Source organism: Alteromonas marina (assembly GCF_000808575.1).
Lineage (GTDB): Bacteria > Pseudomonadota > Gammaproteobacteria > Enterobacterales > Alteromonadaceae > Alteromonas > Alteromonas marina_A.
In genome coordinates this window covers 408,157-433,189 of record NZ_JWLW01000012.1, presented here as the reverse complement: position 1 = coordinate 433,189, position 25,033 = coordinate 408,157, and the positions used below count along the sequence as shown (strand labels likewise).

The 25,033-nt window shown below is 44.3% G+C and carries 26 protein-coding genes; 8 read left to right on the top strand and 18 right to left on the bottom strand.

Annotated features, from left to right (window positions below):
• Positions 1-227 precede the first annotated feature (227 nt).
• Together prpB and RJ41_RS07525 are read right to left on the bottom strand one after the other, a co-directional pair.
• Positions 228-1,103: a methylisocitrate lyase gene (gene prpB / locus RJ41_RS07530; RefSeq protein ID WP_039218892.1), complete on the bottom strand. Its 876-nt coding sequence runs from the start codon at positions 1,101-1,103 to the stop codon at positions 228-230.
• Positions 1,104-1,168: 65 nt separating this feature from the next.
• Entirely contained in the window at positions 1,169-1,831 is a 663-nt protein-coding gene (locus RJ41_RS07525) for a GntR family transcriptional regulator (protein WP_039218890.1), read from the bottom strand.
• Between the two features lie 796 nt (positions 1,832-2,627).
• On the opposite strand from RJ41_RS07525, the gene RJ41_RS07520 reads away from it, so the two are divergent.
• The 3 genes from RJ41_RS07520 (at position 2,628) to RJ41_RS07510 (ending at position 5,675) form a co-directional block, all read left to right on the top strand.
• On the top strand, positions 2,628-4,892 hold the full coding sequence (locus tag RJ41_RS07520) for a TonB-dependent receptor (RefSeq protein WP_039218887.1): 2,265 nt from the start codon (positions 2,628-2,630) through the stop codon (positions 4,890-4,892).
• A gap of 126 nt (positions 4,893-5,018) precedes the next feature.
• Positions 5,019-5,291 carry a hypothetical protein gene (locus RJ41_RS07515; RefSeq protein WP_039218886.1) on the top strand — a complete coding sequence of 91 codons (273 nt, stop codon included), beginning with the start codon at positions 5,019-5,021 and terminating at the stop codon, positions 5,289-5,291.
• A gap of 51 nt (positions 5,292-5,342) precedes the next feature.
• Positions 5,343-5,675 carry a hypothetical protein gene (locus RJ41_RS07510; protein WP_039218884.1) on the top strand — a complete coding sequence of 111 codons (333 nt, stop codon included), beginning with the start codon at positions 5,343-5,345 and terminating at the stop codon, positions 5,673-5,675.
• 7 nt (positions 5,676-5,682) lie between these two features.
• On the opposite strand, the gene RJ41_RS07505 is transcribed toward RJ41_RS07510, so the two are convergent.
• The 10 genes from RJ41_RS07505 to RJ41_RS07460 form a co-directional block, all read right to left on the bottom strand.
• Positions 5,683-6,303: a response regulator transcription factor gene (locus RJ41_RS07505; protein WP_039218881.1), complete on the bottom strand. Its 621-nt coding sequence runs from the start codon at positions 6,301-6,303 to the stop codon at positions 5,683-5,685.
• Positions 6,300-7,490 (bottom strand): sensor histidine kinase, encoded by a 1,191-nt coding sequence (locus RJ41_RS07500; protein ID WP_039218878.1) that lies wholly within the window; start codon positions 7,488-7,490, stop codon positions 6,300-6,302. Before RJ41_RS07500 ends, RJ41_RS07505 begins: the two co-directional genes overlap by 4 nt.
• Positions 7,491-7,506: 16 nt before the next feature.
• Positions 7,507-7,836 (bottom strand): DMT family transporter, encoded by a 330-nt coding sequence (locus RJ41_RS07495; protein WP_039218875.1) that lies wholly within the window; start codon positions 7,834-7,836, stop codon positions 7,507-7,509.
• Between the two features lie 28 nt (positions 7,837-7,864).
• Positions 7,865-8,461 (bottom strand): DUF7010 family protein, encoded by a 597-nt coding sequence (locus RJ41_RS07490; protein WP_039218873.1) that lies wholly within the window; start codon positions 8,459-8,461, stop codon positions 7,865-7,867.
• 131 nt (positions 8,462-8,592) lie between these two features.
• Complete coding sequence (locus RJ41_RS07485) at positions 8,593-9,948, bottom strand: MFS transporter (protein WP_039218870.1); 1,356 nt, start codon at positions 9,946-9,948, stop codon at positions 8,593-8,595.
• 40 nt (positions 9,949-9,988) lie between these two features.
• On the bottom strand, positions 9,989-10,564 hold the full coding sequence (locus tag RJ41_RS07480) for a BON domain-containing protein (protein WP_052235433.1): 576 nt from the start codon (positions 10,562-10,564) through the stop codon (positions 9,989-9,991).
• Between the two features lie 23 nt (positions 10,565-10,587).
• A complete protein-coding gene (locus tag RJ41_RS07475) occupies positions 10,588-11,184 on the bottom strand; it encodes a phosphoheptose isomerase (RefSeq protein WP_039218864.1) in 597 nt (198 codons plus the stop codon).
• A 167-nt stretch (positions 11,185-11,351) separates the two neighbouring features.
• A complete protein-coding gene (locus tag RJ41_RS07470) occupies positions 11,352-12,440 on the bottom strand; it encodes a glycosyltransferase family 4 protein (RefSeq protein ID WP_039218861.1) in 1,089 nt (362 codons plus the stop codon).
• 159 nt (positions 12,441-12,599) lie between these two features.
• Positions 12,600-12,941 carry a YraN family protein gene (locus tag RJ41_RS07465; protein ID WP_039218858.1) on the bottom strand — a complete coding sequence of 114 codons (342 nt, stop codon included), beginning with the start codon at positions 12,939-12,941 and terminating at the stop codon, positions 12,600-12,602.
• 4 nt (positions 12,942-12,945) lie between these two features.
• Positions 12,946-14,961 carry a penicillin-binding protein activator gene (locus RJ41_RS07460; protein ID WP_039218856.1) on the bottom strand — a complete coding sequence of 672 codons (2,016 nt, stop codon included), beginning with the start codon at positions 14,959-14,961 and terminating at the stop codon, positions 12,946-12,948.
• 141 nt (positions 14,962-15,102) lie between these two features.
• On the opposite strand from RJ41_RS07460, the gene rsmI reads away from it, so the two are divergent.
• Positions 15,103-15,939: a 16S rRNA (cytidine(1402)-2'-O)-methyltransferase gene (gene rsmI, locus RJ41_RS07455; RefSeq protein ID WP_039218852.1), complete on the top strand. Its 837-nt coding sequence runs from the start codon at positions 15,103-15,105 to the stop codon at positions 15,937-15,939.
• Positions 15,940-16,039: 100 nt separating this feature from the next.
• Entirely contained in the window at positions 16,040-16,303 is a 264-nt protein-coding gene (locus tag RJ41_RS07450) for a hypothetical protein (protein ID WP_039218849.1), read from the top strand.
• Between the two features lie 98 nt (positions 16,304-16,401).
• Here RJ41_RS07450 and RJ41_RS19240 read toward each other — a convergent pair whose 3' ends face one another.
• From RJ41_RS19240 to RJ41_RS07435, 3 genes are all read right to left on the bottom strand, one after another.
• Positions 16,402-17,757: a CsgG/HfaB family protein gene (locus RJ41_RS19240; RefSeq protein WP_205622707.1), complete on the bottom strand. Its 1,356-nt coding sequence runs from the start codon at positions 17,755-17,757 to the stop codon at positions 16,402-16,404.
• Between the two features lie 253 nt (positions 17,758-18,010).
• The gene (gene nspC, locus RJ41_RS07440) at positions 18,011-19,141 is read right to left on the bottom strand and encodes a carboxynorspermidine decarboxylase (RefSeq protein WP_039219186.1); all 1,131 of its coding nucleotides are present in this window, start codon (positions 19,139-19,141) and stop codon (positions 18,011-18,013) included.
• A gap of 176 nt (positions 19,142-19,317) precedes the next feature.
• Complete coding sequence (locus RJ41_RS07435; RefSeq protein ID WP_014999349.1) at positions 19,318-20,520, bottom strand: saccharopine dehydrogenase family protein; 1,203 nt, start codon at positions 20,518-20,520, stop codon at positions 19,318-19,320.
• 81 nt (positions 20,521-20,601) lie between these two features.
• Here RJ41_RS07435 and RJ41_RS19475 point away from each other — a divergent pair, with 81 nt between their 5' ends.
• Complete coding sequence (locus RJ41_RS19475; protein ID WP_276203228.1) at positions 20,602-20,730, top strand: hypothetical protein; 129 nt, start codon at positions 20,602-20,604, stop codon at positions 20,728-20,730.
• 90 nt (positions 20,731-20,820) lie between these two features.
• Here RJ41_RS19475 and RJ41_RS07425 read toward each other — a convergent pair whose 3' ends face one another.
• Both RJ41_RS07425 and RJ41_RS07420 read right to left on the bottom strand, forming a co-directional pair.
• Positions 20,821-21,231: a hypothetical protein gene (locus tag RJ41_RS07425; RefSeq protein ID WP_039218844.1), complete on the bottom strand. Its 411-nt coding sequence runs from the start codon at positions 21,229-21,231 to the stop codon at positions 20,821-20,823.
• 205 nt (positions 21,232-21,436) lie between these two features.
• On the bottom strand, positions 21,437-22,474 hold the full coding sequence (locus RJ41_RS07420) for an AraC family transcriptional regulator (protein WP_240485754.1): 1,038 nt from the start codon (positions 22,472-22,474) through the stop codon (positions 21,437-21,439).
• A 366-nt stretch (positions 22,475-22,840) separates the two neighbouring features.
• On the opposite strand from RJ41_RS07420, the gene RJ41_RS07415 reads away from it, so the two are divergent.
• Complete coding sequence (locus RJ41_RS07415) at positions 22,841-23,269, top strand: SRPBCC family protein (protein WP_039218838.1); 429 nt, start codon at positions 22,841-22,843, stop codon at positions 23,267-23,269.
• Positions 23,256-24,068, top strand: a complete 813-nt coding sequence (locus RJ41_RS07410) for a sterol desaturase family protein (RefSeq protein ID WP_039218836.1) — start codon at positions 23,256-23,258, stop codon at positions 24,066-24,068. Before RJ41_RS07415 ends, RJ41_RS07410 begins: the two co-directional genes overlap by 14 nt.
• Here RJ41_RS07410 and RJ41_RS07405 read toward each other — a convergent pair.
• The gene (locus RJ41_RS07405) at positions 24,050-25,003 is read right to left on the bottom strand and encodes a 1-aminocyclopropane-1-carboxylate deaminase/D-cysteine desulfhydrase (protein ID WP_039218831.1); all 954 of its coding nucleotides are present in this window, start codon (positions 25,001-25,003) and stop codon (positions 24,050-24,052) included. The genes RJ41_RS07410 and RJ41_RS07405 overlap by 19 nt on opposite strands.
• Positions 25,004-25,033 lie beyond the last annotated feature (30 nt).

Below are 25,033 nucleotides of genomic sequence, written 5' to 3'. Positions count from 1 at the left end.
GTCTCCGGTCTTGTAAAATTTGTAAGGTACTTTTAATTGACAATAGTGAGTAAGTTAGACGCTTGAAGTTGGCGGGCACATTGGCTGCAGGGGCAAAGCACAGCCCCCTGCCACGCCGTGAACCCATCCATGGGGGCTCCGTCTCGGCATCCATGCCTCAAAGGGGCAGGGAGCTGTACTTCACCCCTACATCTTCGCGCCCGCCAACTTCAAGCTGAATTTATTTACTAATTTTTGCCTTCTGCGAATAGGGCATCTAGCTTTTGCTCGTACTCGTGGTAGCCAAGATAATCGTACAGTTCCATGCGTGTCTGCATGCTGTCCACAACGGCTTTTTGGTCGCCGTTTTCAAGTATAGATTTGTACACCATTTCTGCTGCTTTATTCATCGCACGGAATGCACTTAGTGGGTAAAGCACCATGTCGGCACCCCATTCACCAAGCTCTTCTTTGTTCCATAGTTCGGTTTTGCCGAACTCAGTGATATTGGCCAGGATCGGAACGTCTAACGCTTCAGCAAATGCACGGTAGTGCTCTTCGGTTTGTATTGCTTCGGCAAAAATACCGTCTGCGCCCGCTGCGACGTAGGCCTTAGCTCGTTCAATAGCTTTCTCTAATCCTTCCTGAGCAAACGCGTCGGTGCGCGCCATAATGAAAAAGTCTGGGTCAGTTCTGGCATCTACCGCTGCTTTGATGCGATCGACCATTTCTTCTGTGCTTACAATTTCTTTGTTAGGGCGGTGGCCGCAGCGCTTTTGTGCAACCTGGTCTTCCATGTGCACAGCCGCCGCGCCTGCTTTTTCCATGTCGCGAATAGTTTTGGCAATGTTAAATGCGCCGCCCCAACCGGTGTCGATGTCTACCATGAGCGGAAGATCGCATGCGCTGGTAATGCGCTGAACGTCTGCAATCACATCATTAAGTGACGTCATGCCTAAGTCCGGTAGGCCGTAAGACGCATTCGCTACGCCGCCACCTGAAAGGTAAATGGCTTGGTGCCCAATGGTCTTTGCCATCATGGCAGTATAGGCGTTAATGGTGCCGACAATTTGTAGCGGTTTGTTGTTCTCTAATGCGGTTCTGAATTTCTTTCCTGCACTCATGATAATCACTCGCTTATTTGAAAGTAGGGTAGAGGTGAATTAGGTATGGAGAAGACTGAGTGGTGTTAACCATGATTAAGCTTCTTCTCAATATTATTTTTTGAATAAAGAATATGGCGACGCATTAGCATTTCAGCCAGTTCCTCGTCGCGATTGGCAATAGCGTTAACGATGTGTCTGTGTTCATCAAACGCAGTGCTTACGCGAGGGCCAGCCATACCGAGCTGTACGCGATACATACGAACAAGATGGTAAAGCCCGTCTACAAGTACGCTGATAAGATGATCGTTTTTACTGCCGGTTACAATTCTGTAGTGAAAGTCTACATCGCCGGCTTCTTGATAATAGCTTTGACCGTCTTTAACTTTATCGAAGTGGCTATCAAGCAACGCCTGCATGTCGGCAATTTCTTCGTCAGTCATATACCTGGCGGCTAATCGCGCGGCCATACCTTCTAACGCTTCGCGCACTTGATATAGCTGAATTAGACCTTCGGGAGACAGGGCCACTACGCGTGCACCCACGTTAGCTTTACGTTCCACCAAGTGACAGGTAGCGAGACGATTGATGGCTTCACGAATAACGGCGCGACTGACTTCATACTTTGTCGACAATTCCATTTCACTCAGCTTACTGCCTGCTGGAATGATGCCCTCAACAATATCCTTCCTTAACTGAAAGAAAGTACGGTCGGCGTTGGTTATGGCTTGTTCGCTTTTTGCTAACACTGTATAGAATCTTAAAATGACTAATGTCGACAATATATGCCCATTTTGGCGTTTTTTCAACCTTAAAAGGTTAGGGTTGTCGACAACGAGAGTAAGATATTAGTCTGATAGTCTTGTTTAGCGGCCTGTGTTGACAACTGTGCAATGGTGTAACGCCATATGCAAACAGAGCCATGCGTCAATTTACGCCCATTAGGCGAACCTTGCGCAATCATATTGATAGCTACTGCCTAAACGGAGGAGGTAAATTGGTAACGATAGTTACATGCAGAGGCTCTGAGCTAAAGAATGATTCAAGTAAGTGGTGATTTGTTTAAAGTTTGTCCATTTGGTCTAGGTGTTCTTTACTTTATTCGGTTAGGTGTTGTGAAGAGATAGAGTAAATTATCTTTATGGTATCTAATTGATTTTATGAAACTTATAAACAATTTTTGTTTGATGCTCAACCTAACCAATTAGTCTAATTTTGAAGTCTTATTTTAGTGAAAGTGTAATATTTTACTTTGCAAGATCGTAATCTAACGGTAACATATCATTCCAGTCTTCAAGCCTAAATTCTTCTACTGAATTTTAGAGGGCTGGAAAAGTAAGTTCTACTTTTAAAGCAGAGTTTCATTGAAAGTAAGTTTGTAATGTTTTATTGCGACTTACTTTTTTATTGCCTGTAATCCAGTATAAGCACAAGGTTATGTGCGCCTCTTAAATTAGTGAGTTTAGTCTTTCAAAGTTCCAAAGAAGAACTTGAAGCGGCCTAAAAATATTATTACACCTAACACTCACGCAAAGGGGTTATACCATGAAAACCAATACTGACGTGTCTAAGGCACTCGCCAGTAAGCTTTCACCTGTCGCACTAGCAGTAGCGATGACCGTTCCAGCAATTTCAAATATTGCCGTTGCTCAAGAAGTAGAAGCAACTGAAGAGCAACAATTTGAAGCCATTACCGTTACCGCAACAAAACGCCCTCAAGTTATCTATGAAGTTCCAATTGCTATTAGCGCCTTCGATGGCGACAAGTTAGCTGACCAAGGTATTACTGACCTGACTGACGTTGGTAAATTCGTGCCAAACCTAAATGTTACTGGTTTCTCTGCTGGCCACACGTCGTCTGTAAACCCATTTATTCGTGGTATTGGTCTTCAAGATCACCTAATCACAACCGATCCGGGTGTGAGTGTTTATGTAGACGGTGTTTATCTGGGCCGTCAGGTTGGTCAAAACTGGAGCCTAAATAATATTGAGCGTATTGAGGTACTTCGTGGCCCTCAAGGAACGCTATATGGTCGTAACTCAATTGGTGGTGCAATTAACATCATCACAAAAGAGCCAGACCAAGGTGATGTAACCAAAATCAACACTGAATTTGGTACTCGTGGTCGCGTTAAAGCTGATCTTTTTGTTAACCACGGCCTATCAGAAACCGTTGCGTTTAACATGAACCTGTCATTTAACAAGCGTGATGGTCTTGGTGAGTTCATCAACGTGCCTAACGCCGAGTACGATGTTGGTGAGACTGAAGATGTTTCTGGCCGCGTTTCTCTTAAGTGGGAGCCATCAAATGACTTCCGCATGGTATTAACTGCAGATGCTAACAATGGTGACGGCGGTCTGCGTCCTTACACTGTGCTAATTGATGAAGTGGGTTCAGATCGCTACTTCGGTGGTCAAAATGGTGTTGGCGTACCGTTACGTAACACAGATGTGACACCTGAAGGCGCTGATATCTACGACAATGCAACAGGTACTGAAGCAGTAACTGGCGTGTCGAACGAAGCGCGTGGTCTTTCACTTACTACTGAGTGGGATATTAACGAAGACTACACTGCAAAGGTTGTTGCAAGTCAGCGTACATCAAAGTACAAGGCTGGTCTTGATGATGATGGAACAATTTACTCGCTAGATCAGTTCCCAGAGCGCGGTGAAGCAGATCAAACATCAATCGAGCTTCAGCTTAACGGCTACATCAACGAATACACTGACTTCGTAGCCGGTCTTTACTATTTCAACGAAGAAGGTAGCAACCGCCAAGGTGATGACTCTAACTTCGATGGTGGTCCTAACCTACTTGCGCTAGACCAAGAAACTACTTCAAAAGCAGCATACGTAAATGTACGTCATGATTTGACTGACGAACTTAGTGTGTCTGGTGGCCTTCGTTACACCAAAGACGAAAAAGATGCGTCTGCGAACGTATTCTCTGCACTTGGTACTATTTATGATTCAAATGATTGGGACGAAGTAACCTGGGAGGTTGCTACAAACTATACGTTTGAAAATGGCATGACAGGCTATGCAACTATTCAGTCTGGTTATCAGTCTGGTCAGTTCCCTGCACGCCCTTACTGCCTAATCGGCCAGTTCTTTGGTGCTGGTGGCTTCGATGATATCGAAGGTGCACAAGCAGCAGTTCGAGCAAACAACTGTTTCACAGCGTCAGACAATATTACCGCGACTAACTATGAAGTAGGTATTAAAGGTCGTGTGAACGATTACTTCGACATTAGCGTTGCAGTATTTAACACTGAATTTGAAGATCTGCCTTACCAAGTAAGTCGCGTGAGCGAAGGTGGCTTCGACACCGCGAACCTTGTGGTAGAGCAAACATCTCGTGGTGTTGAAGCTGATGCTACATTTACCTATGGCAACTTCAGCATGATGACCAGCGTTGGTTATATGGATGTTGATGTTGAAGAGCAAGATGGATTCAATCCCGTAGCGCCACTTACTCCAGACCTAACCCTTGCAATTGGTCCGCAGTATACCTTTGAGCTTGATGGTGGTGATTCAATTCGCGTACGTGCAGATTACTCATATCGTGCAGAAATGTATGGTGAGCCTACTTCAGCACCTGAGCGGATGACTAAACTTGATAGCCGTGAGCTTGTTAACTTCGACATCGCTTATACGCCAGCGAATGATGCGTATACTGTTGCACTTTACGGTCGCAATATTTTTGATGAGCGTTACGACAATGCACGCTTGAATACAGGTGACTACATCCTGCAAATTCTAAGCAACGACGCAAGCGAGTTTGGTGTTAGATTCTCAACTGAATTCTAATAGCTACAACGAGTTACAATTATAAAGCCAGTCTAAAGACTGGCTTTTTTTTGCTTATTTTTTCTTGTTTTATCCTCATTATTAGCATAGTTTTAAAACTGTTCTAAAAATGCTCAGCAACTATTTATGAAAGTGAAAGCACTTTACGGTATTGGTTTTCTTGTTGTTAATATGCTTTTTTCAGGGTGTACTTACACGGTGTATTTACCCGACGATAAAGATATAAACGCTAAGAAAAACGGCAAGGTTGCAGTTGCTAAACCTGAATTTGGTAACCAATGTCGTTATAGCGGAAACGGTGAGTATGGCGCGTGCCCAACGTCAAATAGCGAAATGGTTGGAACATCTTGTTCTTGTCCAACACCTTCAGGTCAGATTATGGGAACGGTGTCGAAATAGTAGACGTGCTTTTGTAGTAAGTAGGGCCTTTCAATCATACGGAGATGGAGCGTGGGTTTGTTTACCAGTTTTAAAAAATCGCGGTTAGAAAAAAAGTTTAAGAAAAACGAATGGGTTATCATTCAGCCTGTTCCGTTTACTCAATTCGAACAAGTCATCGTAGAGCATGTTGATGCAGGTTGGGAAATTGAAGATGATTACGAGCGGTTAGCGGAAACAACCGCGAAGTGGCAGTGTGAACTGCGTAAAGGTACAAGTATAGTAACTTGTGTATGGACTGAAAAACATCAGGGTATCATTTACGGGCCCGAACGCGTACTTACCGGTTTGTCTGAAAAGTTAACTATACCCACGTCTACAACAATCGCTACCACGTGGTTTTAACCCTCTATCAAAGCCACCCCTTTTGTTTTGCAATACGCGCTGCATCCACGCGATTAGTTGCGTCTAGTTTTGAGATAGCTTCCGATAAATAATTACGTACCGTGCCTTCAGAAAGAAATAGCTGCTGTGCGATTGCCCGCGTTTTTAGGCCATCTGAGGCAAGTTTAAGGGCTGACATTTCTTTTTGCGTCAATGGATTTTTATCGTCAAGGGCCATGATAGCAAGTTCAGGTGAAATTACCTTGTCGCCGGCTGATACCTTGTGAATGGCATCTATCAGGTAGTCGCTGTCAGACTCTTTCAATATAAAACCCTTAACCCCTAAACTTAATGCACGCTTGATGTAGCCCGGTTTAGAAAAGGTAGTCATTAATACCACCTTGGTATTGAGATTTTGCTTTGCAATGTGAGCAGCTAGATCTAGCCCTGAAACCAGCGGCATTTCAATATCGCTCAAAATAATGTGTGGTGCAGGGGTATCATTTAAATAATCAATGGCTTCCTTTCCATTACTGCACTTTTCAACAATGGTTAAGTCGTCTTCTAATGACAGAAGCATGGCAATGGCATCGCGAACCAGCGACTGATCTTCAACAATCAAAATGGTAGTTGGCGCTTTTGAGTTCATAGGGAAGCCTTTTGTGACAAAGCTTGCTCGGCAGTAAGCTGAACCCTGACAATAGGGTGGGGAAGGAAAGAAATGTCCACATCCGCATGAATAGACGCCGCGCGTTCTCTAATTCCCATTAATCCGTTTCCTTCTTTAATTGATGCGGTGTTCTCAACTACGCCATGATCTTTATAGGTCATTTTCACGGTTTGCTCATTGACTTCAAGGCCAAGGGATACCGCGTTACCGTTTGAATAGCGTAAGGTATTGGTTGTCAGCTCTTTGATAATAAGCGCAAGCTGGCTTTCTTGTTTAGCGCTTAAACGTGCTTCAGCGCCGTCTTCAATATCGGTTGTAACATTAAAGCCGTTTTCTTCTAACAGTGATTTGTCTTTTGCTATTTCATCGCTAAGAGAAAGCTGCTTGATATCTGACACCGCTTGGCGAATATCACTCAGTAGCGCTTGAGAAAGCTGTGCCAGTGCTTTCACCTCGCGATGCGCGTCTTCAATCTTATCTTTGCTTATAAGTTTATCGGCCAGCTGTGCTTTTAATGAAATAGAGCTTAGCGCGTGACCTGCAACATCGTGTAAATCTCTGCCAATTCGTTCACGTTCAGCGATCGCAGACAATACGCGTAATGCTTTGGCCTGCTGGCTCTCTTTCAGACTATGGAGCGTTTCTTTGCGCTCCATAACACCAAACCCGAATAGCACTAAGCTGTTGAGCAACGAAGCACTTAAAAGAAAATGTGCGTTATTAAATACGGTAATGTGCAGAGACACGAGTACCAGCATCATCACGCCTATGCTCACTATGCCTGTCTTGAGCGAATTATAATAACCTACGATAAAAGCAATAAAGCCGATAATGGTTGCGCCACCAGGGTTTTGAAAGCTGCATGCTACTGAAAGTAGAAACATGAGTAGCAAATAAGTGGGCAGTGTTTTAACAGGCTGGTTTATGGCTTTAATGTAAAGAATGACAAAGCTAAGGTATCCTAGGGTTTGAAGTACCCATGTTTCGATGGGAAGAGGACGGGAAATAATGAGTGGAACAAAGAAGAACAATGAAAAAAACAAGCTTCCGTGAGACCAGCGCTTTTTCCGTCCACTTGCCAAAAGGGGCATGTCAGGCGCGGCGCTCTCGTTTCTGACGGCAGGCACCGCGCTGTTACTATCTTGTATGCTTTTATTGCTGAGCATTGTGAGTACTTCGTCCCTACTGAAATACAACGGCAGACTTGCTAGTGATGAGCAATGTGCCTGAGATGATTAACATAATACCCAGCACGGCATAAATGTCGAAAGTTTGTTTCCAAAATACCACCGAAGCAGCGGTGATAAGTGCGATACCCATACCTGACCAAATCGCATAGGCAACGCCTATTCCCATGTTTTTTAAGACCATGGCAAACAGCATTCCAGACACGGTGTAGAAAAATATTGCGCCGTATCCGAACGCCCATTTTTCCCATCCGTTCGACATTTTAAGCAGCATGGTAGCGGTAACTTCGGTGATAACTGCAACTGCTAAAAGTAAATAAGTCATAGTGCATTCCTTCTTAATTAAAGTGAAATTAGTTAGATTTGATTGATTGAAAACGACGTTCAAGGGTGATTAATGACACAATGTAGACAGCGACAATCACAGCCGATATTGCCTCTACCCGTGCATCGGGAAACAAGTACCAGGCGGCGACAATGCCGAAGGTTCTGGTTAGCGTGTGAAAGTAGCCTATCCAGTGTTCGATAGCCCATGATAAAGGCATCCACATCAGGCCTGCGAGAATGCCAATACTCAATGGAACGGTGGTGTGGTCGATGGCTGCAACGGGAAGCGCAATGGCAAATACCATTAGGCTCATGATCATGCCAACGAAAAAAAGGCGGTCGAAGCTGTTTTTTGCAACGCTTTTCGCAAAGAACCTTTCACCAGTAAGGTAAGACAAACCTGCGCCCAGATAGAAAATTGCCCCTGTGCCTATATAAAGCATCCAAGTTATGGTGAGTTCAGATACAAAGGGGGCACTAATTCCCAATAAGGCCCAAACAATTGTGCCTGCAAGCGGCATAGCAATGAACCTGTTCTTTTTAAAGTCTTCACGCTGTTCTTCCAATGAAAGAGGGGAACTCTGAACATTGGTTCCAGGAGTGTGATGTAGGAGGTGTTCCATTTGCTTTACCTAGTGTTGTAGTGTCGATAGGTAAAGTATGCAAAAACGCACTAGTTTGCGTTAGTCACAAACGTCACCAATCGCATGTGACATTTGTCATCAGATCTATTCACCAAACCTGTAGGTTTGGTTTAGTGGGCTTTTTTCGCCTTGCGCTTGTTTAACACTGAGTCACCGTCTTCTTTCGACAGCATTAAACTATCGTAAATACTTACGAGTGCTAAAGTGCCCATAAACAGCATGGATAGGGTAAATGTTTGTAAGTTAGGCGTATCGGCGCTTTGACCTAAAATTAATGCTGCTGTGGCAATAGCAAGTGCTGATAGGGTTATCCCAAGGCCGCGATTCATCTGCATTAAAATAGCGCCTAGCGTGTTTGCATCTCGCATTTTATTTGGCGGTACGTCGGCAAAGGCTATGGTGTTTAACAAGGTTAAATGCATAGAGCGGGTGACGCCATTGGCAAACAAAATAGCGGCAATAGTGAATGACGATGTAGAGTGATTTACCAGCGCAAGCGCAACAAAACCAAGAGCGATGAGCACGCCGTTTACCACGAGTACACGTTTAAACCCGAAGGTGTTCATGATCCACGTTGTTGCGGGCTTTATCGCCAAGTTTCCGGCAAAAAGCCATAGCAAGAGGGAGCCCGCCTTTACAGGTGAGTAGCCTAGGCCAAGCTGCAGCATAAGCGGTACAAGAAACGGTGCGCTACCAAGTGCCACCCGCACAACAGAACCACCGTATACGGAAAGTCTGAAGGTTTTATGCTGCATGGCATCAAAGGAAAAAAGTGGATCTTTGGCTTTTTTGACATGACGGATAGCGAATATCATGAGTACTAGGCCAATGGCGATAATACTAAGTGCCTGAAGAAGCTTGTTGCTGGTACTGGCAAGAAATTCAATACCAGCCATAAAAAGCGCAAAGCCTACGCCGGTAAGCAAAAAGCCTTTAATATCAAACTTGCCTACATCACCTTTGGTGTTTCGCAATAGGTAAAGAGAGGCGAGGATCGCGATAATACCCAGTGGAATATTCATATAAAAAATCCACTGCCAGCTAAAATGTGTGGCTATGTAGCCGCCAAGTACTGGGCCTAATAACGGTGCACTTAAGGCGGGCCATGTAATAATCGCTACGGTTTTTACTAGTCTTTCTTTTGGCAAATCCCGCAATACTACTAATCTTCCAACCGGTACCATCATAGCACCGCCTAAACCTTGAATAATGCGAGATAACGTAAATTCAAATAAACTGGTACTTAAGCCACAAAGAACCGAAGCGAAAGTGAAAACCGCAATCGCCGCTATAAATATGGTGCGAGCGCCAAATCTGTCAGCGGCATAACCGCTTAAAGGAATAAAAAGCGTGACGGCCACTAGGTAGGCTGACACCCCAATAGATAGGTGAGCTGCCGGTACATTGAAGTCGGCAGCAATAACAGGCAATGCCGTGGTAATTACCGTGGCGTCTAAAATTTCCATAAAGAGTGCCCCTGCAACCAACAGGGCAGTGGCGAACTCTCTATTGAACAATTTCAAAGGCTCTCACTACGCGCGCGACACCCGTAATATTGCGAGCAATATCTACAGCGGCTGTGGCTTCTAAATTGGTTAACCGACCCATCAGGAATACTTCTGAATCTTGAACCACCACCTTAACTTGTAAAGCAGGCACGCGCTCATCTGCGACAATTTTTGTGCGTACTTTCGATGCTAGCCAGAGGTCATTTGCTTGTGTGCCAGCACCTATAGGCTCATCAATGCGTATTTGATTATGGATTTTCTTAATGTAGCTGACTTCCTGAGCACGGCTAACGGCTTCGTTAACAAGTTCTTGATTGGGGGCTTGACCGGTAAGCAGCGCAACACCGTTATAAACATCAGCTTGAAGGTTAGTCTGCGCTTTAAGCGCATCGCTTTTCGACCATTGATACGATATCGCTGCGTCGGCATTCTGATCGTCAAGTTGCGTACCTACCGTGCGTCTGTCGTTTGCGACCTTTGCTGCCATAACACCGGCTGCGCCAACGGCCACTACGCAGCCTTGTAATGTAAGAATTAAGGCTAGTAGTGAAGCCAATAGTCCTAGGTTTTTCACGTGTTTACTCATAGTTAAATTAATTACTCATCGCCGTGATCTGAGGGGAACAAGCTATCGTCAATACATTCACATAAATTGTGAATGACCAGCAAGTGCACTTCTTGAATGCGCGCGGTTCGATTGGACGGTACGCGAATCTCTACGTCATGTTCGCTCAAGAAGCCCGCCATCTCACCCCCGTCTTTGCCGGTAAGTGCGACTATGGTCATATCGCGAGAAAGTGCCGCTTCCATTGCTGCAATAACATTGCGGGAATTACCGCTAGTAGAGATGGCTAGAAGTATGTCGCCGGGCTGACCTAAAGCTCTCACTTGTTTAGCAAATATTTCGTCGTAGCTGTAGTCGTTAGCAATAGACGTAATGGTTGACGTGTCTGTACTTAACGCTATTGCAGGTAGGCTAGGGCGGTCGCGCTCGTAGCGGTTCAACATTTCAGATGAAAAGTGCTGAGCGTCGCCCGCAGAGCCGCCATTGCCGCAACTCAACACTTTATTGCCTCTTATTAATGCTTCAACCATCATATATGCAGCTTTTTCAATGTGCTCTGGTAGTGTTTCCGACGCTGCTATTTTTGTCTGAATACTCTCGGTAAAATTCGCTTTTATTTGTTCAATCATCTGACGTCTCTTTGTCTTCAGCTATCTACAGGTCGATTTCTAATAGCTGTACTATCGTGGTTACAAGCACGATTTAACCTTTCGACCAGTATTTGTGAAATATTTGCCCAAGCCTCGCTATCTTACTTTGTAAACACAGCTTGGCATGAAAGGGCCCTTGTCGTTATTTATTGAAGCGAGCGAAAAAACTCAACTAAGTTTCTTGCTTCATCTTCAACCTTGAAATTTTTTACAACGTGTTCGCGACCAGCTTTGCCCATTTCTGCAAGTTTATCCATATCTGAAAGCAGTAAATCCATATGTTCAGTAACAGATTGCTGATCTTGGGTAGGCACTATGTAACCGTCTATGCCGGGTCTTACAATATCTTCCCATGCACCAGCCTGTGTCGCTAGTACAGCCGCACCAGCACTCATGGCCTCAGGAACAGTTAAACCAAATCCTTCGTTATCGCTAAGAGCACTAACTAACGACAAAGCACTAAATATTTTCGGAATTTGTTCAAACGGCAACTCACCTGTGAAAATAATTCGGTCAGTTAAACCTGCTTCGAGAACTTTCTCTTTAAGTTGATTAACAAACTCTTTGTTGCTAGAAGAGATGGCGCCCACCACTACCGCATTTACTTCAGGGTATTTAGGTAGAATTTTAATGCATGCTTCCACAAAAAGATGAACACCTTTTTGCTCTCTAACTCTGCCCAAAATGCCTATACCGTATTTCCCGCCGTAGCCTAATGATTGCCATGCTTTTTCTTTGTTTTCGGCTGGCGCGTAGTTGTCTATTTGTACACCGTGAAGATTTATCTTGGCAGGTGGTTTGTTTAAATACTTGGCGGAGCGGTTACTCATCGCAATAACAGCGTCCATTTTATTGCTTAACCATACCGTTGAAGGTGAACGCTCACGTTGAGCGGCTGAACTAAATACAAGCTTTATTTTGGCTCGAAAAACATATTTAAGGATTACGCCTTGAATCATCTCGTCAACGCGACGTGCATGAAAAATTCGCCATTTACCATTACTAAGCGGACGTCGACACATTTTGGCAACCTCCCAAAACGTAATCGTCATCGCTGGATCTGAAACGAAGTGCTTGCCCATGATACGTAAATTGATCATGTGCTTTTGAAACGACGTCACTTGCAGCATTGTGGATGTTACACCAGAAAAGTTGGCACTTGAGTTACCAACTATTAACTCTATTTCTTGGTCATCAACACTGCTAGGCGATATCTTTCTATTGGGGTGACTCATTATATGTAGGAACCTAAGAAACTCTCATCAAATAAATGAAAGCTTGTAAAACTAAGATAAAACAAACGTAATGCCTTATTTTTAAAGACGTTGCCATTTATTCTCGAACGCGTTTACACCCAGCACACTTATATAATCCTCTTAAAGCAACGTTAGCTTTCAGCCTACGTTCTTTAACCATTGAAGATTGCTACCGTCGATCGCAATAACATCTATTCGTAAGGGAGTAGATGCTGGATTAATCCCATTATCTAACAAATAAAAACCAAACGCAGCCTGAATTCGTTGTAGCTTTTTGGCTGTAACAAACTCTAAAGCACTGCCAAACTGATTTCGTTTTCGGTATTTTACTTCAACGCACACTATGGTGCTGCCGTCTTGCATTACAATGTCGAGCTCGCCACGCCGCGTGTGGTAGTTTCGGCACCGAAGAGTAAGGCCTTGTTCCATAAGATATTTACAAGCCTTGTCTTCTGCTGCATTCCCTTGCAGTGTTGACATCGTTTTACTCCGAAAGCATTTGAACTTTTTCGTTACGAATAATGGCTTGTGGCTGTTTGCGTATTACTTCACCTTGCTGGTTAAGGGACAGCGTACCCGTTAATCCTTCGTGTGAGAGATATTTCAGCGTGTTGAGCATTCCTAGCTGTGGTAGCAATTGGTAAGCGTCAAAACCAAATGCAAACAAACGTTTCTGCATGGTATTTTGATTTTGCCATGCCTGTTCCACTTCTTGTTGAAGAGATTGCCAACTATGCGAAGGCATTAACCAGGGCATGTCGATAAAATGTACGTTCTGAAGGTCACGCCATTGGTTTTTACCGCTGTCGTAATCCATTGAACGCGATGTAGCATATACAGGAACTTGTTTTCCATCGTATGGGTTTAAACTCGCTTCAATAATTGGATTAAGTAGCTCTGTGTCTTGCGGAGATGCAAATGCGACAATGGCATCAATATCTCGTCTACTTCGAGGCATGTTATATACCTCGTCGTTGGTCATATACTCAATTTGATTAATGCGGTCATTGCTTTGAGCTACGTCTAGGGCTTGAGTAATACCTTCGCGAAGCGAATTGCTATCGTTAAATGTGACCGAAGTAATGTTGGTACGACGTTTGTTCTCTTGATCGTTAAGCGACTTCCAGTGTTTTTTAAAGGTGGTGTGCATTCGCTGATACAAACTGCTTTGAGCGGCGATAACGATGGGCGCGCGATAGCCTTTGCTAAAAATATGTTCAGCCAACTGCTTAGCTTCATCTTCTGGCGCTAACCCGAAATAGTTCATTGAATTCGCTAGATCTATTGTATCTAACTCACCTTGTTCCTCGGCAGCAGTTAGTTCACTCCCAGAACTTTGCAAGTCGTCATCTAGCAATGACTTCGGCGATGCAGCCACTGAGTTGTTTGGTGACGTACCGTTTGCAATTGCAGGAGCGGCGAGTTCTTCTGGACGGTTTAAGGCCAGTACGTTAACGCCAACGGGTAAATTAGGAATTAAACTTTCTACGGTATCTTTCAGAAGTGGACCGACAATGAATTTAGTGTCGCCAATTTCATTAAGCAAATGCTGAGTGTCGACCCCGTTCGTGTCGATAAAGCGAAGACGCGGAAGCAAGTGTTCATCCTGGCGTTTTTCTACATCAGTGTAGTAGGCGGACATTATCCCGTTTTTAACCGCTTGTCCTGTACGCGCTAACCGCCCAGAAAGAGGCAGTAACACTGCAATGTCATTCGCACCAGCGTCGGTAAGTTGTGTCGCCTTGAGTACATTGTCAGGTAATGTGTTTTCTAAAACGTGGCCCCGATAAACTTGTTGAAAGTTTTGAAGCTCTCTTGCCAATGATGCGGGGGACGACGCATTCTTTTCAGTTAACTCTCTAAGTGTGATAAACGGGGCGAGGGCAGGGTATGCTCGACCTACTTCATGAAGCCTGTCTTTTGGTATTGTAGTTAACCATTGCCAAACCTGATGTACTTTCTCTTCGTCTGACAGATTGGTTTGCAGAACGCTATTTGCTGCTGCGGCATAGTTGCCCTGTTGCGTGAATAGCTGAGTTTGAAGCTCTGCTTTTTGGAATGCGGTTTCACCTGTAGCCTTTACGTCATCCAACATGGCCAATAGTTCTTCTACCGAGGCGTTAGGCATTCCCGCATAGGCCTTCGTAACCAACAGAGAATAATATGAATGATTACCCCCTGAAATACCGTCTTCTTTAACCTCATACAGCACTTGCTGGGCTAATACGGGTTGTTGATTTTGAAGATATAGATCGGCTGCTTGCAGCAAAAGTGCATCGCGCTGTTCTTTGTTGCGGGTACGTTCCCATATTTTTTTTGCTTCAAGGAGTTTGTGCTCGGGCGTAACCTTCTCTTCAACCTTTGAGGTTTCAACAGGGGTAGGTTTCACAACCACAGGCTTTGACTGAGTTTTGGGTGTGCTTCCACAGCCCGATAACAGTAATACCGAAGTAACAGCTGTTAGCGTAAAAAATTTTCCAGCTTGTCCAATATGACGCACAGTTTCATTCCTTTTACATCGTTATAGGCCAAGTTTATCTTAACCAGTATGAAAATCTACGCTTGCCAGCATAATCTGGACTAATGGCGTGATACACTTATCGCATAACCTTCCAATTCAACGTAAGACTTAACTACTGTTATGACAGACACCGCCACTCTATATATTGTTCCTACACCTATTGGCAACCTAGATGACATCAGCGCTAGAGCAATTCGCGTATTAAGTGAAGTTAACTGGATTGCTGCTGAGGACACCCGTCATAGCGCGCGACTTTTACAGCATTTTAGTATTGGAACTAAAACCCTTTCACTTCACGAGCATAATGAAGATAAGCGTACTGCCATGCTGTGCGAGCGTTTGAAAGGTGGTGAATCAGTCGCTTTGATAAGTGATGCGGGCACGCCACTTATCAGCGACCCTGGTTTTGTTTTAGTGCGTAAATGCCGTGAGCAAGGCATTCCAGTCAGTGCTTTGCCCGGACCATGCGCCGCAATTACTGCATTAAGCGCGTCAGGGCTGCCTACAGATAAATTCGCATTTGAAGGCTTTTTGCCAGTTAAAACCCAAGCGCGGGAAGGCGTATTATCAGCGCTATTAGATAGAACTTTTACCACGGTTTACTATGAAGCGCCTCGTCGAATTCTAGACACAGTTACCGACATTCAGCGTGTATTAGGCGAACGCCACATTGTCGTGGCTAAAGAGTTGACTAAAACCTTTGAAACCTATGTAAGTGGTAACGCGCAAGATGTGATTGATTATCTTAATGCCGATGCTGCACACCAAAAAGGTGAGTTCGTTGTGATGATAGGCCCTGCCAAGGTAAATGAACAGGCGATACCTAGTGAAGCAATGTCCTTACTGCAAACATTGTGCGAGTACATGCCGCTTAAAAAAGCCGCGGCTGTAGTAGCAAGTCATTACGATTTGAAAAAGAATGCGCTGTATCAAGCTGGGCTTGATGCAAAAGCCTAATTTGCGTTAAGAAAGATTGATCTTAAGCGTCATCGGCGAAATACAAAGTATTTTGTATGGCAGTCCAAGATAAAGAGACTGGTTACTAAAGGAGACGCAGATGACAAAGACTCTCAAGATCACCATGTCTGATGGCAAATGGCTGGTAGATATATTCTCTCAAGCGAATGACTCTGGCGTTTACGATTTAATTCATCCAAATGATGTTACAGAAGTCTCACTAAACAAAGGCGAGATGTACGGGTTTCGCTATAGCTTACAGGGTAAACCAGGTACTTCTTTTAAAATTGCATTAGACAATGACGTACTAGCTGAAGGTGAGATCGACAGGTCTGAAGTGGCGTCGGGTAGTGGAGTGCTATAGTCCTCAATACTCAAAGTGTACCCCTAAATTAAAAAAACTTCTTGATGGAAATAGAAAAGCCGCAAAATTTTGGCGGCTTTTCTGAATTATCACATGCGCTAAATACCTTCTGGGAACAGACTTTCTTTCGTTACGACCTGTATGCTTTCAATAACGTGACGTACATCGTCGTCGAGTTTTTCATTTCGAAGGGCTAATGCTCGATTTCGCTCAAACAGCTCAGTATGGCTTTCCAACCTTCTTCCCATTTTTCTCCAAGCTTGAACTCTGGCTTCATATGGCCATGCTTCAAGTTCAATGCGATGAGAATCCAACTGAGTCAGAAGCATGGTAGCGGCGGCCGCCATAGACATGCCGCCTGGCCAGTTAGGATTATTATTTTCTGGGTCGAAAGAAACAAACGCAGTCATTAACGGGCCATAGTTTTTCAGCCACTCGTAATACCTATTGAAGGCTTTCTCATCGTACTCATCTACATCAAAGTTGTAAGACCTGCGATCTGAGACGGTGACCCTAGAGGGGGTGTTGTCTACATAAACGGCAGTGGTTGTTGTTGAGGTGGTTATCGCCGGTGCGTCGGTAGCTTCTGGCATGGCATCATCTGCACCACCCACAGTTAACTTTCCACCTTTACCTAAACCACCTTCAACTTCTTGGGCTTTGTAAGAGCGAAGTGCGATCACCATCTGATTAAAAGAATCAGCAAATGCAGTTACTAGCATTTTTCCTTCAGGAGTCTTGGAGAAGCCGCCTGCGCCCCCCGCAGCTGGGCCTGCAAACATGCCGCCAAATAAGCTAAAGTCGTGATTTGCGGCACTGCCCGTTGCAGCAGAAACCTGAACACCCGAGCGGTTATCTATAAGCAGCAACGAGGTAGCCGCTTCATTCTTGCTAAAACCTCCACCAACGATAGAGCCTAATGTGCCAAATAGTGCACCTGCTATGGCTTTACCACCTTGCGTTTTTTCAGCAAAAAGAACTGATGGGCTAAGCGTGTAATCCGCCGCTACCATTTGACCGCCCCCAATGTTAGAGCCTGAACGAAGTTGCCCTGACTGCATAAGTTGGCGCTCGGTGTTCATTGCATTCATAGCACGACCACGCTCAACAATAACAAAACAGTTAGACTGTTGAATCATTAATCTGATAACAGGAATGGTACTGCCGAGTTTTGGGTAAGTTCTGCGATACTCTGACCACCAGGGCAAACTTGTATCTTCAAAAACACTTAATGTACCGAGTGTTTCGTCACAATTCTCCAATTGCGCATTGTTATTGGAAGCCGTAGCGCCGCCGGCACCACCACTTACTGCGCCTGAACTTCCGCCTCCCATAGAAGGAGTTGTCGACATACAAGCCGTGGTTAAAAGTAGCGCACTAAGCGCAGATACAATAGGTTTGGCAAATGTGTGTACTTGAGTTGCACAGTTTGAGCCTAGATTATTCCTTCTCACGATCAATTCCTCTGATAAAGATAAGATATAACCGAGACAGGCAATTATTGATGGTTTGATACAACACCTGAATTCGGTGTTGAACAAAAGACGACGGAGATTAGAGACTCACCTTGAATAGGGCTGGTATGTCGAAATTCCCTTTTGACTACTCAACAAACCCAAAATAGCACTTCAGGGAAAACGGAACAAGCAAATTGATCAATATTTGATCAGTTTGCTTGTTACATGCATTTCAAATGAAGTCCACGTTTTAAGACAAACGACCTTTAAAGTCTTCGTAGCTGAATTCGCGAACCAGCTCAAAGTCGCCGTTAGCTCGCAGAATACCAATAGCAGGGTGCTCTACACCGTTAAAGAAGGTAGTTTTTACCATGGTATAGTGCATCATATCTTCGAACTGCAAACGAGCGCCTGCTTTTAACGGTGTGTCGAAGGAATAGACATCTATGACGTCACCGGCAAGGCAAGAGTTACCACCAAGCTTCACACTATGTGCTTTTTCATTTGGCATCCCAGCACCCAAAATTGCCGGGCGATAGGGCATTTCTAATACATCAGGCATATGAGCAGTGGCTGAGATATCTAAAATAGCGATATCACCGTCATTTTCTACCATATCAACCACTTCGCAAATTAATGGCCCTGTCTGCCATGCTACCGCAGACCCTGGCTCAAGAATTACGTCTAGGTGTGGGTAACGGGCTTTAAAGTCTTTTAGTGTGTTGATGAGGTGCTCAACGTCATACCCTTCACGGGTCATCAGGTGTCCGCCACCTAGGTTTAACCACTTTAATTGACTAAGCCATTTGCCAAAACGCTTTTCAATGGCTTCAAGGGTGCGTGCAGTAGCAAAAGAATCACACTCACAAAGGTTGTGGCAGTGAAAACCTTCAATACCCGATAAGTCTACGCCTTCTAGCTCACTAGCGCGTATGCCTAAGCGCGAACCTGGTGCAGCTGGGTCGTACAGTGGTGTATCTGCTTCTTGATGCTCAGGGTTTATGCGAAGGCCTAACGACACGCCTGCTAGCACGTCTTTATGCGCGTTCCACTGGGTCAAACTATTAAAAGACAGGTGATTAACAAGACCCGCCAATTCCTTTGCGTCATTAACCTTGTACGCAGGAGAATATGCGTGAACTTCTTTACCCATCTCTGCAGCAAGTTTCGCTTCCCAAACCGAACTGGCCGTTGCTCCGTGTAAGTACTGTTTGATGATGTCGAAGCAAGACCACATAGAAAAGCCTTTAAGCGCCAAGATAATACGCGCGCCAGATTCGTCTTGAACCCGTTTCATCAGCTCAAGGTTTTTAATTAATTTTGCTTCTTCCAGCACGTAGCAAGGAGAGGGAATATCAGGACGTTGAGTTAAATCGGTCAATGGGATAAAGCTCCAAAAAATAAAACGGCTTTCAACATTTATCAAACGCCTAATGTATTACATTACAGGTCGTAGCTCAAAACTACTCTGTATCCTACATTCCAGTAATCTGATCTAGATTTAAATAGTGGCGTTAATAAAAAAGGGCGCTTGAATTAAGCGCCCCGATATTTCAATTATTTAGTGAAAGGGCTGCTTTCACATTCAAGTACGTGCCATGGTAGGCCATGCTCGTTAAGCATTTCCATGAATGGGTCTGGATCGAATTGTTCCATGTTCCATACACCCGCTTCTTTCCACGTGCCGTTTAGCATAAGCGCAGCGCCAATCATAGCAGGAACACCTGTGGTGTAAGATACTGCTTGCGCGCCTACTTCTTCGTTACATTTCGCGTGGTCACAGTTGTTATAGATAAAGATAGTTTTTTCTTTGCCATCTTTAATACCTGTGATGTAAGTGCCAATGCACGTCATACCGCTGTAACCTTCGGCAAGTGAGCCTGGGTTTGGAAGCACTGCTTTTAAGAACTCTAGAGGTACAATCTTCTGGCCTTGGAATTCAACCGGCTCAATGCTAGTCATACCAATTCCTTCGAGTACACGCAGGTGGTTAAGGTAAGCATCACCAAAGGTCATCCAGAAACGTGCACGCTTAAGGGTAGGGAAGTGCTTAACGATAGACTCTAGCTCTTCGTGGAACATCAGGTAAGATGCGCGAACACCAATGTTTTGATAGTCCAGATCCTCACGTACGCTTAACGGATCGGTTTCTTTCCACTCGCCGTTTTCCCAATAGCGACCGCGTTGGGTAATCTCACGAATGTTGATTTCAGGGTTGAAGTTAGTCGCGAAAGCCTGGCCGTGATCGCCGCCATTACAGTCTACGATATCAAGATAGTGGATTTCGTCGAAGTAATGCTTAGCTGCATATGCTGTATAAACGTTAGTTACACCTGGATCAAAGCCACTGCCAAGAAGGGCCATAATGCCCGCGTCTTTAAACTTATCCTGGTAAGCCCACTGCCACGAGTATTCGAATTTAGCTTCGTCTTTAGGCTCGTAATTGGCGGTGTCTAGGTAATCAGTATTAGTTGCAAGACATGCATCCATAATCGGAAGGTCTTGATAAGGCAACGCTAGGTTGATTACTAGGTCTGGTTTTACTTCGTTGATAAGTGCTTCAACTTCTTTTGCGTTGTCAGCATCAACAGCGAAAACACCCTTAACGCGATCTGCACCTACTTCTTGTTGTAGCGCTTCACACTTAGATACCGTGCGGCTTGCTAAGTAAATTTCGTCGAAATGTTGCGGTAAACGTGCACATTTTTTCACAGTTACCGACGCAACACCGCCAGCACCAATAATTAAAACGCGAGACATAATAACTAATCCCTAATTTTGCTAATGAATTTTGGGCTGAATGCTAGCAGACCAATGGGATTTGGCAAGCAAAGACAGCCTATGACAGTACAAAAAATTTTAATCGTAACAACGAATGTAAAAGGTATTGCACACCAGCCAGAAGCCTACCTTCCTAAGGCCTCATTATTTACCATTTACGGTCCACGCCGAGGTACGTCGTTTCATTGATGTTTGAGCTGATACGAAAACAGACACGCTTTTGATATCACTTACGTGTCTGCAATTCTGCTCAACTAAAAGTCTAAAACCGCTAGAATACTAGCGAGTAACCGTGTCTATTGGCGGTGAAATTACAATTTTGCCATCAACTTTATAATAAGGGTAAAGAATCAAACGCTCTTCATGATTTGGTGTAGCAGTGGCAATAGCAATGGCGTCGAGGGTTTTGCTGTCTTGCGTATTAACTGCCGCAGCATAAACTAATACGCTATAGCTGTTAGTGTCGGTAGTGGTATCAATAATTCGCCACTGAAGCTGCTCGATAAGCTGCGACTCGCGCTTCTTATCTTGCGTTTCATCGTTGAAAATACAACCTACTCGGCCGTTTTCATAGATGGCGGCAAAAGGGTAAAACACATCGCATACAGGTAACATAAGCTCACATAAGCTTAGTGACTTCGACACGAGTACGTTTAATGGCGTTGGCAATGTAACTGGACGGTCGATCATAGCGCATCTCCTGTGAGTTAGCGTTGCTAGACACTTGCTAATACCTACGCTTACAACGTCACATTAGTTTAATATTCTTTATTGCGAAAGGTGAACATTGTTTTTTCATACTAAAAGGTTAATAGACTTGGTTAAGCGATTACAGTGTGTTTGTTCTTTCTGATAAGGCGCGTTGAAGGTTTGATGAAAGCATAGTTGACCCCTTTTATCCGCGGGCTAAAAGTTGTTTTTGGTACTTCAACGGTGTTGTTGAGTACCATTTCTTAAAGGCGTGGGTGAATGATGATTGTTCCTGAAATCCCAATAGGTCTGCGGTATCAGCGATGGAGTGATGTTTCAGTAATTCGTTTAAGCGAGCTTTGCGCTCATTGTTGAGAATTTGTTGAAAGCTGGTGCCACTTTGCTTCAATTTTCGCTGTAAAGTTCGGGGGCTGATAAATAGTGCATTGGCTACACGTTGCTGATCGCAGCCTTTGAGTGTTGGGTTTGCCTTTAAAAGCGCAACAACTTTATGACTTATATCTTCATGCCGATTGGCGTTGAATTGACTATTGGAAAATTGAACACGGTCACCGCCTTTGCTCGCCATTAGTTCTTCTTCGGACACTTTCACCAGCGCACTAAACATCGCTTTGTTCTCGCTGGTAAATGGAATATGTAAAAGGTGCTGAGGAAAAATAATGGCGTTAGTGTTGGCGTTATCAACTACCTCACAATTGAACCACATGGCTAGCATGTTTTTTTCCGAATCGTCCAAAGGAAACGTAAAGTTGACGGCATTCAATTGGCAGGCAGAGCCTAATATCTTGTAGACGGTCGCTACCCAAGCTGTGGTGTTACGCAATACCATCTGCTTGCAATCGGCGCTTTTGGGTAACCACTCAACGCGGGTATTATCAGGTTCGAAAAACACGCTAGTGGTGCCGATGTCAGCGACTAAAGCGTCAAAGCGGGTAAGCGCATTTATGGCTTGAGCTAAGTTTTCGCAGCTTTCAACAAGGTAACCCAGCACCCCGTAATCTTTCGCCTGAATATGTTTACCCAACTCAAAACCAAATAGTGAATTGTTGCTTAATGCTACTCCTTGGTTTAACAGCTCAACGTATACATCCATATCAACACGTGAAGAGCCAGAAAGTGAGTCATGCTTCTGGGTAGTTAATGAAACATTGTCGGCATTAACGCCTAAGCTAACTAAATAGCTCACCATACTTTGGATATAGGCTGAGGAAACTGATGGCATATGTTTGTCGCAAAATAACAAAAACACTGTCGCATTAACGCAAGATAAAATAGAAATGTCAATTTATGCTAGGGCCTGTTGATCTTTGGTGTACGAATTTTGGTCTAAATGGAAGCCTTTTAATCGCGAAACAGTCCTGCAAGCCTAGCGGGCTAAGTTAAAGGACTGTGACAAAGAGTAAAAGGCTTCCATAACGACCCCTTCGGGCAGCGCCTTTGTGCCATCTATACTGCGTTGAATGTTCTCGATTTAGAACCACTAAACCGTCAAACATGCGCCTTGTCTAGATGGCACACAGACCGCTGCAAAAATGTACAACAAAGGTCAACAGGCCCTAGGAGCCATCAAGAAAAGGAAATAACGTAGATGGTTAACGTTTACTACCAAAAAAATATTGCTGCAACGCCCAAAGAACTGCGCGATACGCTGCTTGATCACCAGAATCTAAGCGATTTTTTTAACGCCTCGTTCAAGGTGTTGAAATCAGAAAATGATAATGAGGTAAGCGGCGGAAAGGGCTGCGTAAGAGAAGTCACTATTCTGGGAGTACGCTTTAAAGAAGAAATTGTTCGTGCAGATACCAACGGCATTGAGTATAGAGTGGTTGATGACTTCCCAGTGAAGGCGCACAGGGGCGTTATTGCGTTCATGCTGCAAGAAAATGCAACAAAGGTTTCTTATCGCATAACTTGTCGCGCCCCTTGGTACATACCTAGCTGGTTACTGTCGCGCCTGTTGCAAAACGATATTGAGCAATGTCTAGATAAGTTAGGAGCACGCTTTGATCCCCATTGAACTTATTTTGCTAGGGTTAAGCCCTGTTTTTCTACTGTGTGTTTTTGTTGAATTTAAAAAAGCACGACAGTTTTACAATGTAAAAGACAGTGTGAACAATGCCTTACTTGCACTACTTCATCAAGGCTCTGATGCCTTAGTATTGCTTCTACTAATGCCTTTTTTTATTTGGTTGCACCAGTTTTCACTATTTAAAATAGAACTTAGTGCACTGTCACTTTTTGCAGGTTTTATCCTTCAAGACTTTTTGTATTACTGGTTCCATCGTGCTTCACACAACATACACTGGTTTTGGCTAGCGCATGTGGTACATCACAGCTCGACAAAAATGAATTTCACAACGGCCTTCAGGCAAAGCGTTTTGTACCCTTTTGTCGGCATGTGGCTGTTCTGGGTACCAATGATTCTTATTGGTTTTTCGCCAAGTCTGGTCTTTGCCATTGTCGCTATCAATCTGGCGTATCAGTTTTTTGTACATACTCAAACGATTGGAAACCTAGGCTGGGTAGAGCGTATCTTCAATACGCCTACGCATCACCGTATTCATCACGCAACGAATAAACCATACATCGATAAGAATTACGGTGGCGTACTTATTATATGGGATAAATTATTCGGCACTTTCGCTAAAGAAGACAAAACGATAACAATAAAGTACGGCATTGTAGGAAAAATGCCTAAGGACAATCCTCTTAGCGCCAACTTCAGTCAAATAGGTGTGCTTCGTGAACAGCTTCAGCACGCAAAAGGGATAAAAGCAAAGTTAAAGAGGTTGTTTGGCTATCCTGTCGCAGATTGATGAAATGCTCTTGCACCCTGCAAGCCGCCTGTGTGCAGTACAACAATGCGTGCCCCGTCTTCAAACTTACCTTTAGCCAGCATATCTTTAACCGCCCAAAAGGCTTTGCCTGAATAAACAGGCTCGATATCAAACTCGAAAGCATGATTAAAATCGTTGCAGAAGGTTCGAAGCTCATTAGGCGCTTTGGCATAGCCACCGAAGTGGTAGCTGTGGTCAATATGCCAATTTGATCGCCCAAGCGAGGTTGGAAGAAATTGTTCGACTAATCCTTCTAAGTAATTTTCACCCTTCAGCACACCAACACCGACAACGTTGCGAGTTGTTTGATGGAGAGTGTCTGTCGCATTATTTTCATTACGTTTATTTAATGCACTGACTATTCCCGCCAAAGTGGCTCCACTAGCGACAGGAGCGACAATAAAATCAAAGTCTATGTTGATTTCATCAACCATGTCCTTTATCCCTTGAAGCGCTTGTGCTTGGCTTCCGCCCTCAGGAATGATCATCGCGTCAGGTTGCTGCTGCTTAAGACGAAGTAGATATGCGTTATCGTTACGCTTTTTGTAAGTGACTCGGTCTACATAGTCGATGCGGGTGCCCCAACTTTTCAAATCCTCGATCATGGGGGTAGGTGCAGCACTGTAGTCACCGCGAATAATGGCGTTAAAAGGAATGCCCAATTTATGACAAACAAATCCTAGTGCATGCAGGTGGTTAGAAAAGCCGCCACCGAAACTCACTATCGTTTTTGGCAACGGATTGGTGAGCGCATGACTGAGCTTTCGCCATTTATTGCCTGACATCACAGGATGGATAGCATCATCACGTTTAACAAATAGCGATACCTTGCTGGCACCTTCCCAATTTGGCTTAAATGGGATTAGCGGTGAGGGCAGGGTTAATGACGATTTAAATGCATCAAGGGGAAGCACAACGAGAGCCTAGTGTCAGTTGATCAAATG